Consider the following 15,968-nt stretch of genomic DNA (forward strand, 5'->3'; position numbering starts at 1 on the left):
GATGCGAAAAAGCGTATTCGTATGCAGCGCATTGTTGATGGCTGGGACTGCTTTTGCCCAAGGCGACAAGCCAAACATCGTGTTAATCATGTGCGATGATATGGGCTATTCAGACCTAGGGTGTTACGGCAGCGAGATACAGACCCCCCATATAGATGCTCTGGCAGAAGATGGGGTCAGGTTCAGCAATTTTAAAAATACGGGACGTTGCTGCCCAAGTCGTGCTTCGTTGTTAACAGGGCGTCATCAGCATGCTGTTGGATTGGGATGGATGACTGCGGTTGACGAACATCGTCCGGGGTATCGCGGACAGATTGCCGATACGATCCCTACCCTTGCCGAAATAATGAAGGAGAACGGCTATTCAACGTATATGGCAGGGAAATGGCATGTAACCGTGGATGGCGCATGGAAGCCCAAAGATAGTACACCCAATGGAAGCTATCCGACGGAAAGAGGTTTTGATGAGTTTTATGGAGGGCTTACTGGAGGCGGGAATTATTATAAGCCGAAATCGATTCATCGTAATGAAGAGAAGATTACGACGTTTCCCGAGGGGTACTACTATACCGATGCAATTACTGATCATGCGGTAGCGTTTATCCAGAATCATGATGCCACGAAGCCGTTTTTTATGTATGTAGCGCATTATGCACCCCATCGTCCACTGCAGGCTCCTGAAGAGCGGATTGATGCATGCAGGGAACGATATAAAGTGGGATACGATCTGCTGCGGCAGGAACGTTATAGACGCTTGAAAGAGATCGGACTGATAAAATCAGCGGTCGAGCTTCCGATTCATACGGGTGAATTTAAGAAGCAGGCAAGGCCGTCGTGGGATGCTCTTGATGCAAAGCTGAAGGAAGAATGGATCGAAGAGATGGCAACCTATGCCGCAATGATCGAGATCATGGATGACTGGATCGGGGAAGTGGTAGAAGAAGTAAAGAAGAGAGGCGAGTTTGATAATACGTTATTTGTTTTTTTGAGCGATAATGGTGCAACCAGCGAAGGAGGTTTTATTTCGCAACTTGCAGCGGACCTGAGTAATACCCCTTACCGTTCATATAAAGCCAAAACCTTTATGGGGGGGATCAGTTCTCCTCTTATTATCCATTATCCGAAAAAAATAAAGAAGGGTGCAGGAGGAGTGAGAGCGGATTCTACGCATATCACTGATATTCTACCCACCTGCCTGGATTTGGCCGGAATAGAATATCCTAAAACATTTAACGGGGCTGAGATCGCTCCGCCGGACGGGATCAGTGTGGTTCCGGCTTTAAAAAATGAAGCCCTGCCCGAACGCGATTTTTTCTTTGAACACCAAACGGCCTGCTCGGCTATTTCCGGCGATTGGAAACTGGTCCGTCTAAGCACTGGATGGTCTTGGGAATTGATTCATCTGAAAGAGGATCCGTTTGAACAGAACGATGTCGCAAAGGCGTATCCTGAAAAAGTCGCGGAGTTGGAGGAAAAGTGGAATGCTTGGGGAGAAAAGAACAATGTGCTTCCTTTGAATCCAAAAGGTCTTTCCTGGGATAATCGCGTAAAAAAGTATACCGAGCAATATCCTGTTCAGGATGGTCGGGAAGGGAATAACAAATGAAAATATATCTATCTGCACTAATCATTGCTCTGGGCGCCCTGGTCTGTAATGCACAGACGCCCAAAACAGACAAGGCACTCGTTGCCGCGACAACAAAGGCGGGAGTCTCTGTATCGAAGCGTTCGGGCGGCCAGCCGAAGTTCACCGGTTCCTACATCCCCGAGACACCCATCTGGCCCGATTCCCCGGACAAGAAATGGCTTACGTATCATCTCGCACACCCCGGACCGGGAAACGCGAGACCCGGCGACCCCAACTCCGCGTTCTTCTGGAAGGGCCGCTACCACCTGCACTACATCTACAAGAACCGCACCGGATTTGTATTCGCACACGTTTCCAGTGACGACATGGTGCGGTGGGAATGGCATAAGACCGTCCTCGCACCGCCCACGACGGGCCACGGCATGTTCAGCGGCACGGGTTTCATTACCAAGGACGGCAGGGCGGCGATGGTTTATCACGGCGAGGGGTCGGGGCGGAACTGGATCGCCTATGCCTTGGACGACGAGATGGACCAGTGGAGCCAGCCGGAAGTCATGCTGCCGAATGACAAGGATGGTAAACCACTAACATCAATGCCTTACTTTGATCCTGATGTCTGGATCAATAACGGTACGTATTATGGACTGAACGGGAGGAGCAGCCGTCAGTCTGCTGTGATAATGAAGTCGGACAATCTGAAGGACTGGACATACATAGGTGAGTTGCTGCATCCGGATTTCGATGAGGAGAAACTCGGGGTCAAAAAGGGTGAAGACATCTCCTGCGCAAACATGTTTAAACTCGGGAATAAGTGGGTCCTGACGTGTATCAGCCACCGTCTGGGATGTCGCTATTTTATCGGAGATTTCAAGGACGAACAGTATCTGCCCGAGTTCCATGCGATGATGAGCTGGCAGGGAAGTAATTTCTACGCCCCGGAGTCCATGCTGTCGAAAGACGGGCGTCGCGTGATGTGGGCATGGATTATGCATGGCGCCAACCCCACCGGTGTCCAGTCGCTTCCCCGCGAACTGGATCTGCCGGAGGACGGTGTGCTTCGGATCAAGCCCCTAAGTGAACTGCAGTCCCTGCGCTATGACGAGAAGGTGGAGAAGAATCTGACGGTTGTGGCTCGCAAGGAAGCCAGACTCGAAGCGCTGACGGGTGATGCGGTCGAATTGGAGATTACATTCGCAGCGCCTCTTCCGAAGGAATTCGGCCTGAAACTACTCGGTGACAATAAGGGCGAAAACTCAATGAGCATCGTCGCCGGCGCGGGGATGAAAAAGCTGATGGTTGGCAATCTCGACCCTGAGTTCGCATTGAAGAAGGATGAAAACCTGACTCTGCGGATATTCATCGACAAGAACCTGGTCGAGGTCTTCGCCAACGACCGACAGGCTGCGGTCTATCCCCACAAGCATTTTCGCGATAATCCGAACATCAGCCTGTTTACAAAGGACAGCGACCTGGTCGTAAAGGAAATGAAGACCTGGAAGATGAAATCGATCTATAAGCCTGCGGAATAACGAGGCTTTGCGAAAACGTTAAACGGACTCGTGAGGGAAAGTTATTCTTCATAATATAGACTACAGGAACTGAGCCGAACTATGAAATGGAGAATAGTAATCCTTCGCGGTGTGCGCCGGAAGTGCTCTGCGATTCCGACATCATTACAGCGTAATATTTGTTCTGCTTAAGCTGTTTGTGCACGGCGCTGAAAATCAATTAAAAATATAGGATATCGTTATGAGTGCGCCAAGCAAAGCTGTCTTAAATAAGCTGGACAATCCAGCCCATGCAAAGGTTAGCCGCCGGCATGGAATAGACCTGCACGGTTGAGGAAGTAACTGGGGCTTCAAGACCTCGGGTATAGTCGATTATATGGGACGCGTTATTCCACAGGATGTGTCGAAAATGAAAAAAAAAGGAAAAGAAGCAGAAGAAATAAGGGGACTGGAAAGGGTTGATGTACCGGAAAGCAACGCGGCCTTTACTTCGTAAAGAGCCACGTCCTACAACTCGGATCAGTTGGTGCCAATATTGAAAACAAACGGTGTAGGGCGTGCCTCTGCGCGCAGCGCAGGGCGCGTTTGCTGTGATATGATGGTATTTCAACATTTTCCTTCCCCCTAAGGATCTACGTAGAATTTTATGGTGAACGGGCTGGGCAGGAGAATTTTTGGTTTTTCACGGCAGTGCGTTTCAGATGCCATCGAAAGACGCGGAAGAACTTCCGAAAAGCACGAAGGACAAGTCGATCAAGAAAATGGACGAGAGCATCAAAGCTCGTCGCGATTTATCTAAACTAAATAAGGAACCCTATGTCGAATTTATCTAAAATGGTCGCGCTGCCGTTACTGTGTTTATCTGTAGTTCATGGTCAGGCAGCAAAGCCCAAAAACGTGGTATTCATTGCCATTGACGATCTGAACACCGATCTCGGGTGTTACGGGCATGAACTGGTCAAGACGCCAAATATGGACCGTCTGGCGAAGATGGGGGTGCAGTTTAATAATGCATATTGCCAGCAGCCGTTATGCGGACCGAGCCGGGTGAGTATCATGTCAGGGCTACGTCCGAATACGACCGACTGCTTCGCTCTGGGAGACAATATCCGCAGGAAACGCCCCGAGACCGTAACCCTCGGTCAGTTCTTTCAAAATAAGGGATACTATGTCGGGCGCGTCGGAAAAATTTATCATTACGGCAATCCCAGCCAGATCGGCACAAACGGGAACGACGATGAGTTGAGCTGGCAGGAGCGCTTTAATCCGCAGGGTATCGACAGCCTGCAGGAGGATGAAATCATCCGCTATCCGGGAGGAAAAAAAGGGAACCCCGACAAAAAGGAAAACCTTGGAATCTCGATGGCCTGGTGGGATCCGGTGAGCCAAGATGAGGAACACACCGACGGAATGGTTGCCTCGCGAGCAATTGAAATGATTGAACGCAATAAGGACAAACCGTTCTTTGTGGCGGCTGGGTTTTTTAATCCCCATTGCCCCTATGTGGCTCCGAAAAAATATTTTGATCTCTATCCGTTTGAATCCATAACCATGCCCGACGTTGAGCAGTCCAGGAAAGATCTGGAAGATGTTCCGCCCATGGCGATTCAGCGCGATTCCGGCAAGAAATGGCCATTCTGGATAGGGGATAAAATCACGGTGGATGAGGCCCGCAAATGTAAGCAGGCCTATTTTGCCTGCATCTCGTTTGTGGATGCCCAGATCGGACGCATCATGGATGCGCTTGAGAAAAACAACCTTATGGACGACACCCTGATTGTGGTGTGGTCCGACCATGGATACTTCCTGGGAGAGAAAGGTCTGTGGTATAAGCGCAAAAATTTTGAGCGTTCACTGCGCGTGCCGCTGATCATTGCCGGTGGAGGTGTTAAAGCACAGGCCCAGGCGTGCAACCGTCCCGTTGAGCTGCTGGATATGTATCCGACGATTGTTGAGCATACCGGCTTTGAAGTTCCATCGGTTTTGGAAGGTGAGAGCCTGGTGCCGCTGATGAATGATCCCTCGGCCAAATGGGATAAACCGGCGATCTCACAGGTTATCCACACCAGAGGCACAGCGTTTGGATTTTCGCTGCGCAATCAGCGCTGGCGTTATACCGAGTGGAAGAAGGGTGAAGCGGGACGCGAGTTGTATGACCATGTCAATGACCCGGATGAAGTAAACAACCTAGCTGAGAATCCTGAGTATGCCGCGTTGGTCAAGAAGCTCAGCGCGCAACTGGAACCGTATGTAGACACGATGAATATGGCTCCGAAACCGCCGAAGAAAACCGGAAAAAGTAAAGGCTGATAACCCTGTGTGTGATCTCTATATTGTGGCAGGACAGGGTACTTCATATTTAGGCGCTGGGACATCCAGTTCGCGAAGCGATGGCGCAAATTCCACCACTAGACTGTTTAGGTTCTTAAATATAATGCGTATTCATATCTAATGTAAGGGGAGTCGCGCGATGATGGGTTTAAATGTTACAAAGGATCTGAAATGAGAAGATCTCTATGGGGGTTTGGGAGTCTGCTGTTGTTTGCTGTGGCCGTACATGCGGGCCGGGCGCCGAATATCATTTACATTTTAACCGATGATCTGGGTTACGGAGATTTGAGCTGTAACGGGCAGACGCATTTCCAGACGCCAAATATTGACCGCTTGGCGGCCGAAGGGCAGCAGCCGATGCCGGCGACGATTATCCCGGCGGCCTGGACCCGAACCAGCCCAAGTCCGTATTCTGGACGCAGACCAAGCGCTACGAACCCTATTTCGAGGAATTCAAAAAGCGCAACATCACATTCCGCGGAAAAAAGAAAAATAGATAGAAGCAGGAGAATATCATGAAATTAACATATACCCTAATTGCGCTTTTATTGTTTGGGGCAACTCGAGTTGGTTTTGCCGCCGGCGGAGATGGCGTAATAGAAAATGGTCAATTCAGCGCCTCTTCAATGCAGGTTGAAAAGCGGGTGCATGAAGGCGTTACGCTCAAAACCAGCTATCTTCCCGACCTTGCATTTGACGGAGATGAGTCAACGCGCTGGTCATCCGAGTTCAAGGACGATCAATGGATTGCTGTAGACTTGGAAAAAAGCATTGAATTGCAAACCGTAGAGATCATCTGGGAAAAGGCCTACGCCAACTCATACGATGTGCTGGTTTCGGAGGATAAGACATCCTGGACGTCGGCCCATACTGAAGCCGATAAGTCATCCCACGAAAAGGACAGCATCACCTTCAGGCAGAATGTCGCCGGTCGCTATCTGAAAATTCATTGTAAAAAAAGAGCCGGCAATTTTGGGTTCTCCATCAAGGAGATCTATATTAACGGGCAGACTACAGCGGTTTTAACGCTGCCGGTGATTCCTGAGGATGCGCCTTACAGAGATAAAAACCTTGATCCGGCGCTGCGGGCAAGGGATTTGATCAGCCGCATGACATTTGCAGAAAAGATGCTGATGACGGGTGGGACGGATCACATGTATCTGAATAGACTTAACCGATTCGATATTCCTCGCATCCGAATGACCGATGCTTCTGCAGGCATCCGCATTAAAAACGGAACACCGAATCCGATTGATACAACGGCCTTTCCGGCCCCGATCACCCTGGCCGCCAGCTGGGATCCATCGATGGCCTATGCATACGCCGAGGCGATTGGTGAAGAGTGTCGGGGATTTGGGTACAGCATTCTCCTAGGGCCGGGCGTGAATATTTACCGCGTCTCTCAAAATGGTAGAAACTTTGAATATTATGGCGAAGATCCATACCTCTCTTCACGCACCGTGGCCGGTTATGTGAAAGGGCTCCAGGAGCAGGGGGTTCTGGCGACCGTTAAGCACTTCATTGCGGATCATAATGAGTTTATCCGCCATGAATACAATGCGGTTATCGATGACCGTACGATGCACGAGATCTACCTTCCCGCCTTTAAGGCCGCTATCCAGGAAGGTGATGCCAAGGCCATCATGACCGCGTACAATTATGTGAACGGGCAGGACGCCGGAGAACAACACAGCACCATCAATGAGTTGCTAAGGGATGAAGTGGGCTTCGAAGGAATCGTGATGACCGATTGGGGCGGCTACAAGGATGTGGAAATGCTTCTGACATCCGGGCAGAACCTGATGATGCCGAGCAATCGACATTTTGTCCGGTTCTGGAATGAATATGTCCATCAGAATCCTGATGAGAAGGCGGCGGTTGAAAAAGAACTGGATCGGATGGTGTTTCGGATCTTCTCAACCCTTTTTGAAATGGGCGTATATGACCGCGATCAAAAGAATGCAGCGTTTGCAAAAAAGTTCGAATCCCATAAGGACGTTGCACGCAAGGTGGGTGAAGCCGGGATTACCCTCCTGAAAAACGATAATGACCTCCTGCCGCTGAATCCTGAAAAGTACAGCAAGGTTCTGCTTGCCGGGGATGATCGCCGCTATGCCGGCGGAGGTTCTGCCACCGTCAAAGGCTACGATGTCGTTACCTACGAGATGGGCATGAAGAAGCTGTTTGGTGCGGAGAATGTCACCTACGTGGAACAGCCTACGGTTGATCAGATTAAAGGGGCTGATCTGGTTATCTGCCGTGCACTTAATCACGGATGGGAAGGGAGTGACAGCCCGTTTGAACTTAAAGACCAGACGGCTTCGTTGTGTGTGGAAAACAATCCCAATACCATCATCCTCGCCGCGGGTGGCAAAGGAATGGCTATGCCGTGGCTGGATAAAGCCCAGGCGGTTCTGTTTACCTATTATCTGGGGCAGGAGGCCGGCAATGCCATCGGTAATGTTCTCACCGGGAAAGTAAATCCTTCCGGGAAGCTGCCGTTCACGATTGAGAAGAAGTTCGAAGACTCGTTTGCCTACGGTTACAACTATCTGGATGCGACGGGCCAGTATCACCTGACATCCAAAGTCGACCAGATCGAGAAACTGCTGAAACCGGGAAAAGAGCTGAGCCTGCCGCACGACATTGTGTATGAAGAGGGGATCTTCGTCGGTTACCGCTGGTACGACAAAGAGAACATTGCACCTCAATTCCCCTTCGGATTCGGACTCAGCTATACAACCTTTGCCTATCGTGATCTGAAGGTTAAAACGGTGGAAACCCGGAACGATGAGATTGCACGCGTTACATTCACGCTGACCAATACGGGCAAGCGGGCTGGAGCAGAAGTGGCCCAGCTCTATGTGCAGGATGAGAAGTGCAGCGTGGAACGTCCGAAAAAGGAGCTGAAAGGCTATAAAAAGGTCTTTCTGCAGCCGGGTGAAAGCCAGGAGGTTACGCTTGCCTTGACACGGAGTGACCTTGCTTTCTGGGACGTGAAAAGCAAATCATGGAAAACCGAAAAAGGTACATTCCGGGTTTTAGTCGGCACATCATCGCGCGGGATAAAGCTGGATGGTTCGTTTGCGCTGAAATAAGTAGGGTTTCCAGGGCAGCGTGGCTGCAATCAAGCCGGGCTCAGAATGGGGTGTTGAAGGGATTAATCCCTTGTTCTGTTTAGATTGTGGCCCGGAAACCGTACGCTTAAGTAAACCTAGATTCGGGATCTTGGGTAAAAGGATCTGTATCAATGGAGCAACGGACTTTGAATCAATTTTGTACTAAACTGGGTTATCCGTGTTACGTGAGATGAATCGAAGAGCCGGATGTGGGAAATCCACAAGTCCGGTTCTGTGAGGGGCATTGACGTTCCTTGCAATATGGGAAAAGTGAAATTCAGGAATATTGAAAGGAACTATATTATGTCTACTCGACAACAGGCTTTTGTTGTTCTTTTAATTTTCTTGAGTGCTCAGGTTAACGCGCTGGAATTACCACGTGTTTTTTCAGATGGTATGGTTTTGCAACGGGACCTGCCGGTTTCGGTTTGGGGTCGATGCGAACCCGGGGAAACTGTTGAGGTGCAGTTTGCAGAAAGAACTGCTTCAACGATTGCGGATGACGAGGGAAACTGGTCGGTTTGCCTGGACCCGCTCAAGGCTTCGTTTGAGGCTCGTGAGTTTGTGGTTTCCAGCGCATCCAAAAAGATTGTTTTTAAGAACGTTCTGGTTGGCGAAGTCTGGCTGGCTTCCGGGCAGTCCAATATGCAGTGGCCCGTCAATAAATCTGTAGATTCGGATCTCCTTCGGCTCGGTGGCACCGATCCTTATCTGCGTTTGCTTCCGATGTTTTGCCGGCCATCGGCCCAGCCAGAATTTACTTCTCCAATGTCATGGGTTTTGCATAGTCCTCAAGCGGCAGAAAAGTTCAGTGCGGTTGGTTATCAGTTTGCACGTGATATGCGTATGACGTTACAGGTGCCGGTCGGCATTATCCTGTGTGCGGTTGGAGGCACTTCGGCTATCGCATGGACCCGGACGAAAGCTGCGTCCCAAGATCCGGTTCTTCAGGCGAAGTTGGAGGAGTGGGATATCGCGCTTGCCCGCTACGATGAGGATCTGGCCGCTTGGGAAATAGAGTATGCCGCATGGCTTGAGAAAAACGGGATCGCCGAACCCGACTATGAGATTCATAAGCGCACGGGTGCTCCGAGAATGCCGCATGGTGAGAAGAGTGCGCATCGACCCGGAAATCTGGCAAACGGGATGATCAGTCCTTTTGCCGGCTACACGATGCGCGGAGTGATTTGGTATCAGGGCGAGGAAGATGTTCAATGGGATCCGGCAAATTATGGTGAACGGCTTAAGGTTATGATTGAGGACTGGCGGGACTGGTGGGGGTTGGATTTGCACTTTGGGATTGTTCAACTGCCTAATTTAAAGAAGGCCGAGGCAGAGCCATCCAATAACCCGTGGCCGAAATTCCGCGAGAGTCAACGTAGGCTGGCCGAGGCAGATCCGAACACGGGGTTGGTTGTTACCATCGATCTTGGAGAGGCCAATGATATTCATCCAATGAATAAGTTTCCTGTTGGTCGTCGGCTCGCCAGATGGGCGCTGACGGATGTTTACGGCATGCTCGATCTGCGGGGCGGTCCGGAGGTTGAAGGTGCTGTTCGGGAGACCTCTTCGATTATCCTGAACTTTTCGCAGACCGGATCTGGACTTCATGTTAATGATCTTCACGAACTTGGCGGGTTTACCGCATCCGATAGCGAGACCGAGCCGAAGTGGGGGACCCAATTTTATCCTGTGGAAGCAAAGCTTCGTTCCGGGACGGAGGTCGAGCTCACGATTCCTGCGGGAAAGAACCCTATCCGCGTACGCTATGGCTGGCAGTCGAATCCGGTTGACGCCAACCTGAGTAACAAGGAGCGTCTTCCTGCGAGCCCGTTCGAGATTGCTCTCTCGTTGTGTGATTAAGACAGCTCTTCGTATAATTTAGAGAAATTTACCATAGAGGGCACTAAGATGCAGAAGATAAGCTTACTAATGATATTGGTTGTTCTGGTTGCTGGAAGCCGTGCGGCGGATCCCGATTATCCGTATTGGCCGGATTACCATAAGGCGGGTAACGGGGAAATCGTGCCCCAAAGCTGGAGTGCAACGGATCACATTCTTGAGGGTTGGGACTGGTCGCTTCCGCCATCAGTTACGCCCAGTTCGCAGGGAGTTCTCGGGATGGATCGCGAAATCGGCCTCGGTTCTGTTCCGCAACTCGATCCGAATTTTCCCGTGAATGCGACTTTTGTTCAGTGGGTCTATTGGCGCGAGCTCGAACCCGTTGAAGGGCAAATCGATTGGCAACCGCTGCTGGATCGTATTGACCAGTGCGAAACGTACGGGCAGAAGATTATCATCCGCATCCTGGCCCACACGCAATCGAAGGATGGCAACTTGGCCAAGGGTCATGCTCCGCAGTGGCTGGAGGGTAAAGGCATTGCCATGGCGGATCTGGGGACGAGCGATTGGGCCGCCTATGATCCGGCTGATCCGCTCTTTCATACCTACTACACGAACCTGATCGATTCGCTGCGACTGTCCGGTATTCCGCAGATGGACACGGTTCAGGCGATGTATGTCGGGTATGCGTCCAAGTCGCTGGGCGATGAGGACATCGGCCCGCATGGCATGGATCCGGCGAATGAGCCGCAGCATGTGAAGGAGCGGCTGGATGCCTGGGGAGCTGCCGCCGCAGGCGTTGAACATAAAATCTTTATGGGTGGGCCGAGTGAACACGGCTTCGCCAAGGGCTTCGGCGTCCGGCGCGGCTTTGTGGAAAAATATCTCTACACCATTCCGGATGATTACATCGGCCAGCAGGTGGATGCGGACGGCTATCTGTATGTGGATGAGGATGCCTGGGTGATTAAGGAACAAGCTTTCAACGGCGAAGTTAATGAAGAATATGAAGAAGCCTGGGCGACGGCTGAGCGGGATTATCGCTTCGGCACCAACCTGGTCAGCTTTTCCTACCGCTACTTTATGTCGAACCTGCGGCTGGTGCAGATGCGCTGCACCTATGTGCATAACAAGGATACGCTCATGCCTCAGCTGCTTCCATGGGTTGCTCAGGAGCTGGGCCGCACCGTGGAAGATACACCCGATATCTGGTGCTACCTGAACACCTCCTACTTAAATAAAGGGGTACTTGGAGAAAGTAGTCTGAATGAACGAACGAAAGTGAAAAACTTTGAACGCTGGCTTTATCAGCGCGACTCAGCCGGATACGAAACCACGCCGGTTGAACCGATCAGCAACGAACCGATCGGCCTGTGGATGACCAGTTCGGATATCGACCACATGGCCAAACTGGGACAGAACATCGGCTTTGCCATCGATGACCGCTTTATCGGAACGCAGCCGACACGAGTGGCGGTCAAAGTCAGCTATTTGGATCAGACGTCGGGCATGCTGACCCTCAGCTACCAGAATCCTGCGGGTGCCCAGCAGAAATCCATCCCATTGACTCAGGACGGTAAGCTTAAAACCGCAACGTTCATCATCGACGACCTGGTCGCGCCGGCGCTGGGATTCGATTACGACATCACGTTTTCGGCTCCCAATGAGGCCGTGCTGAGTTTTTTGCGCATTATCAAACTCGAAGGCGCTTCGAACCCGACGTCGTCGGTTCTTTTTTCCGACACGTTCGACGACGGAACTATTGCTACAGCAACCGACCCTTCAGACGTTAATGGCGGGTTTGACATTGCAGGAGATTTCAGCGATCCGGAGATTACCCTGTTTGAGGCCGGCGGAAATGCGGTGCTGGATCTGGCGGGTGCGACGAATGATTTCCCGTTTGTCGCCATGATCAGTAAAAAAAAAGTCAACGCTGCCGACGAGGATTCCCTTAAGCTGCAGATCGACGTTGCCAGCCTGAGCGCTGCCCATTGGTGGATGCGCCCATTGGGCATAAATCTCCGGCCGAACAATTCCGCCCAACCCCAGGTCTACAACCCGGGAACCGTTGCACCGCCGCTGGGACTATCCCTTCTGATTGGTAATCAGGATAATAGCAACTGCAGGGTGGCTCTTGCCGCCTGCGACGGTGTCGCGGAAGACTGGCTGTGGGAGGATCTTGATGTTAGTCATGCTGAATTAGAAGACGGATTTACTGCGATGCTTACGGTCAATCCCGCAGGTTGGCAATTAAAATTTTCCGGAGCTGAAAGTCTTCCTGCTAATGCATCCGGATCCTGGGGGACGTTAGGCTGGAATGATATTTTCAGCAGCAATACCTACGTGCAATGCTACCTGAGGGAAGATAAGAACGCATCAAAGAATCCGCCCCAAACCGGGACGGCAAGGGCTGAAATCGCCTCGATACACGTCACGGGCGTGCAGTTGTTGTCGGAATACGAGATCTGGACGACCCGGTGGGGAAGTGCCGACCTTTCGAACCCATTGGCCGACTTTGACAACGACCACCTGAGTAACCTTGCGGAATATGCCCTGAACGGAAACCCGACCAATTCCAGTGACAATGGATTAATTAATGTGGAAGTCGATGAGTCGGCCTTTACCTATGTTCATGCATCCAATGCGGTCGATGGCAGCCTGGTGTATCGTTTGCTTGAGCGAACCAATCTGGTGACTGGAATTTCGAATACGAACAACTGGGACTCGCAAACCTTCGGCCCGGCGATCGACGGCTATGCCATGGTCAGCAATCACTATGGTGTCGGTGATGAAGGCCAGCGGTTTATCCAGTTGCAAGTGGAACCATTCTAAGCTGAAACCTCTGTTTAGATCAGCCCTGTCTTGTCGTATTACTAATTAAACCTGTTCATAGGGTTGGGAGTATTTTTTATGAAGAAGAGATGGATTGTTTTTTATGTTCTGGTGGCGGGTTTGGCCAATGCGGCCGAGAGGCCCAATGTACTGTTTGTCGCAATTGACGACCTGAATGACTGGATCGGGTGCTTTGACGGCCATCCGCAGGTGCAGACGCCGAACCTCGACAAGTTCAATGCCGAGGGAGGCATGGTGATGTATGATGCGCACTGCTCCTCGACCGTGTGCGGCCCTTCGCGTTCATCGCTGCTGACCGGAAAGTATCCGCACAATACCGGCGTGTATGGAAATACGACGAATCTGCGGAATGCGCCGAAAACAAAAGACCTGTTGACCCTGCCGCAATATTTCAGCACACATGGCTATCATACCTTGTCCTCGGGTAAAATTTTCCACAAACACCCAGTGCCAGGCGATAAAGGGAATGCAAAGGGGGATGAAGGGCAATGGGCCTTCGATGAATGGGTTCCTTTAAAGGGAGGCGTCGGCGCGATCAGTAAAGACCGCCCGGTCAATGGGCTGCCGGCGCTGCTGAGCGACAAATCCTATCATGCCAAAGGGTTCGACTGGGGTCCAACCATTGGAAATGATGAAACCAAGATGAAGGATTACATCACCGCCGAGTGGGCAGCGGAGCAACTCAATACGCGGGAGTTCGAGAAACCCTTTTTTATGGCGATCGGTTTATCCAAGCCGCATCTGCCGTGGTATGTCCCGCAGAAATACTTTGATCGGTATCCGTTGGAGGATATTGAGCTTCCAAAGACGATTCCGGATGATCTTGAAGACATCAAAAACAAGTTTGGGAAGCCGGTCAAACCGCATAACACCTGGGTGCGTGTGGAAACAGCCGGCCGCCACAAGGAGGCCGTGCAGGCCTATCTCGCGACGATCACGTTTCTGGATGATTGTGTTGGCGTGCTGCTTGATGGACTGGCCAACAGCAAGTATGCCGACAATACGATTGTGATGCTTTGGGGCGACCACGGATGGCATCTTGGCGAGAAACAGAAATACGGCAAGACGCAGCTCTGGCAGGAATCTTGTCGCGTGCCGATGATGGTCAAGGTGCCGGGCGTCACGCCGGACAACAAACAGTGTATGGGAGTCGTTAACCTGATTGACATGTATCCGACGCTCATTGATCTGTGTGGCCTGCCAAAGAATCCTGAAAACGACGGACGCAGTTTTGCAAAACTGCTGCAGAATCCGGATATGAAATGGAATACGCCGACACTTTCGGACTATGGCTATGGCGGGCACCGGATTTATGATGGGCGCTACAGCTATATCGTTTTTACCGAACAGGGGACGGAAGAGCTGTATGATCATAAGAACGATCCAATGGAATGGAATAACCTGATCAACAATCCTGAATATGAAGCCATTAAGGAACGTCTGAAGGCGCTGGTTCCAACTGAGCGCGAACCGGAATCCCCGAGGAATGGGAAGTAATATCGTCGAAGGTCGGAACGTCTAAAGTCAAAGGGCTCATATGCAGAATAGAAATCTTACTCGGCGTGCTTTTTACGTAACCGCTGCAACGGCGTTTGCTTCGATACATGCGTTCGGGAATACGAAGCCGAAAACGCGTGTGTTCATTCTGTCGGGGCAGTCCAATTGCGGCGGAGCCGGTAACGGGGATTTACTGCCGACGCCGTTAAGAGCGAAAGATCCTCAGGCGTTACTCTTTTCGAAGTATACCGCAAACCGCTGGCAACCGCTTGCCCCCTATAAGCGCACTGCGGAAAAGTTTGGAATTGAAAAGGAGGGTTTCGGGCCGGAGCTGGGTTTCGGGCGGGAAATGCGGAAAGCCTTTCCAGACGATTCGATTTGTATCATCAAGCAGTCGAGCGGTGGAACCTCGGTGGTGGCCTGGGATAAGAACCATGGAACAGAGGAATATACCGCTTTGATGAAGGAGGCCGGACACATCGGTTCAGCGAAAAAGGACAAGCCGCCGCAATATCCGGTTTTACTGAAAACCATCCAGGATGCGTTGGCTTTGCTGGATCAGCCCTGTGAAATTTCCGGATTTCTTTGGTTTCAGGCGGAGGCCGATGCAAAGACGGAGCGTTTGGCTTCGCAGTGGTCCGGGCGTGTTGTGACGTTGTTGGACAATCTGGCTGAAGATGTCGGTTTCAGTTCTGCTGTTCCACTCATGGTGATGGATTCGCATTTTCCATCAAAGAATTTGCAGGATAAACCGCACGGGGAACAAATCGTCCCGGCCTTATTGGATTATGCTCAATCAGGGGCTGCTTTCGGAGCGGATGAACTGCAGAAAAAAGCCGGTTTAGAATCGCTTTCGGCGAATGAGTTTATGAGCGCTTTTCAGGCGGTCACCGGTCGAGGTTCAGGCTTTTTTGATCAGGCTGACCGTATTTCTAAAATGAAACGAGATATTCGAAAAATGGCTGCTGAACGCCCGAAGACGGCTGTCATTGATGTGGATGACCTGCCGACCTATGAAGGGGTTCATTTTACGACGGCAGGGCAGGTTGAAATCGGTAAGCGGCTGGCTTTTGCATATAAAAAGTCTGGTGCGCTGTGAATGGGCCATTGAATATTTGATTCCCGTTGACTGTCCGGATGGACAGTCTTGCGGTGTTGTCGGTTCTGTTTTCATCTGTTTAGATTTCTGTTTTTCATCTGTTTATATAGATATGATAGGGCAATGAAGCA

8 protein-coding genes and 1 pseudogene are annotated in these 15,968 nt (G+C 51.1%); all 9 read left to right on the forward strand.

Features of this window, described 5'->3' with window-relative positions; all coding sequences use genetic code 11:
• Nucleotide 1 precedes the first annotated feature (1 nt).
• The 9 genes and pseudogenes from E9954_RS17010 to E9954_RS17050 all read left to right on the forward strand — a co-directional run bounded on the left by E9954_RS17010 (nucleotide 2) and on the right by E9954_RS17050 (nucleotide 15,837).
• Nucleotides 2-1,606: a sulfatase-like hydrolase/transferase gene (locus E9954_RS17010; RefSeq protein ID WP_136081244.1), complete on the forward strand. Its 1,605-nt coding sequence runs from the start codon at nucleotides 2-4 to the stop codon at nucleotides 1,604-1,606.
• Nucleotides 1,603-3,117: a glycoside hydrolase family 32 protein gene (locus E9954_RS17015; protein ID WP_136080508.1), complete on the forward strand. Its 1,515-nt coding sequence runs from the start codon at nucleotides 1,603-1,605 to the stop codon at nucleotides 3,115-3,117. Before E9954_RS17010 ends, E9954_RS17015 begins: the two co-directional genes overlap by 4 nt.
• A 795-nt stretch (nucleotides 3,118-3,912) precedes the next feature.
• Entirely contained in the window at nucleotides 3,913-5,406 is a 1,494-nt protein-coding gene (locus E9954_RS17020; RefSeq protein WP_222847213.1) for a sulfatase, read from the forward strand.
• Between the two features lie 192 nt (nucleotides 5,407-5,598).
• Nucleotides 5,599-5,776 (forward strand): annotated as a pseudogene (locus tag E9954_RS33690) (sulfatase-like hydrolase/transferase); the annotation flags it as partial.
• 166 nt (nucleotides 5,777-5,942) lie between these two features.
• Entirely contained in the window at nucleotides 5,943-8,525 is a 2,583-nt protein-coding gene (locus E9954_RS17030; protein WP_136080509.1) for a glycoside hydrolase family 3 N-terminal domain-containing protein, read from the forward strand.
• Nucleotides 8,526-8,849: 324 nt separating this feature from the next.
• Nucleotides 8,850-10,409, forward strand: a complete 1,560-nt coding sequence (locus tag E9954_RS17035) for a sialate O-acetylesterase (protein ID WP_168442352.1) — start codon at nucleotides 8,850-8,852, stop codon at nucleotides 10,407-10,409.
• A 69-nt stretch (nucleotides 10,410-10,478) separates the two neighbouring features.
• A complete protein-coding gene (locus tag E9954_RS17040) occupies nucleotides 10,479-13,220 on the forward strand; it encodes a hypothetical protein (protein ID WP_136080511.1) in 2,742 nt (913 codons plus the stop codon).
• A gap of 78 nt (nucleotides 13,221-13,298) precedes the next feature.
• On the forward strand, nucleotides 13,299-14,738 hold the full coding sequence (locus tag E9954_RS17045) for a sulfatase (RefSeq protein ID WP_136080512.1): 1,440 nt from the start codon (nucleotides 13,299-13,301) through the stop codon (nucleotides 14,736-14,738).
• A gap of 40 nt (nucleotides 14,739-14,778) precedes the next feature.
• Nucleotides 14,779-15,837, forward strand: coding sequence for a sialate O-acetylesterase (locus tag E9954_RS17050; protein WP_136080513.1), 1,059 nt, complete (start codon nucleotides 14,779-14,781; stop codon nucleotides 15,835-15,837).
• Nucleotides 15,838-15,968 lie beyond the last annotated feature (131 nt).

This window comes from Pontiella desulfatans, assembly GCF_900890425.1.
Classification (GTDB): Bacteria; Verrucomicrobiota; Kiritimatiellia; order Kiritimatiellales; family Pontiellaceae; genus Pontiella; species Pontiella desulfatans.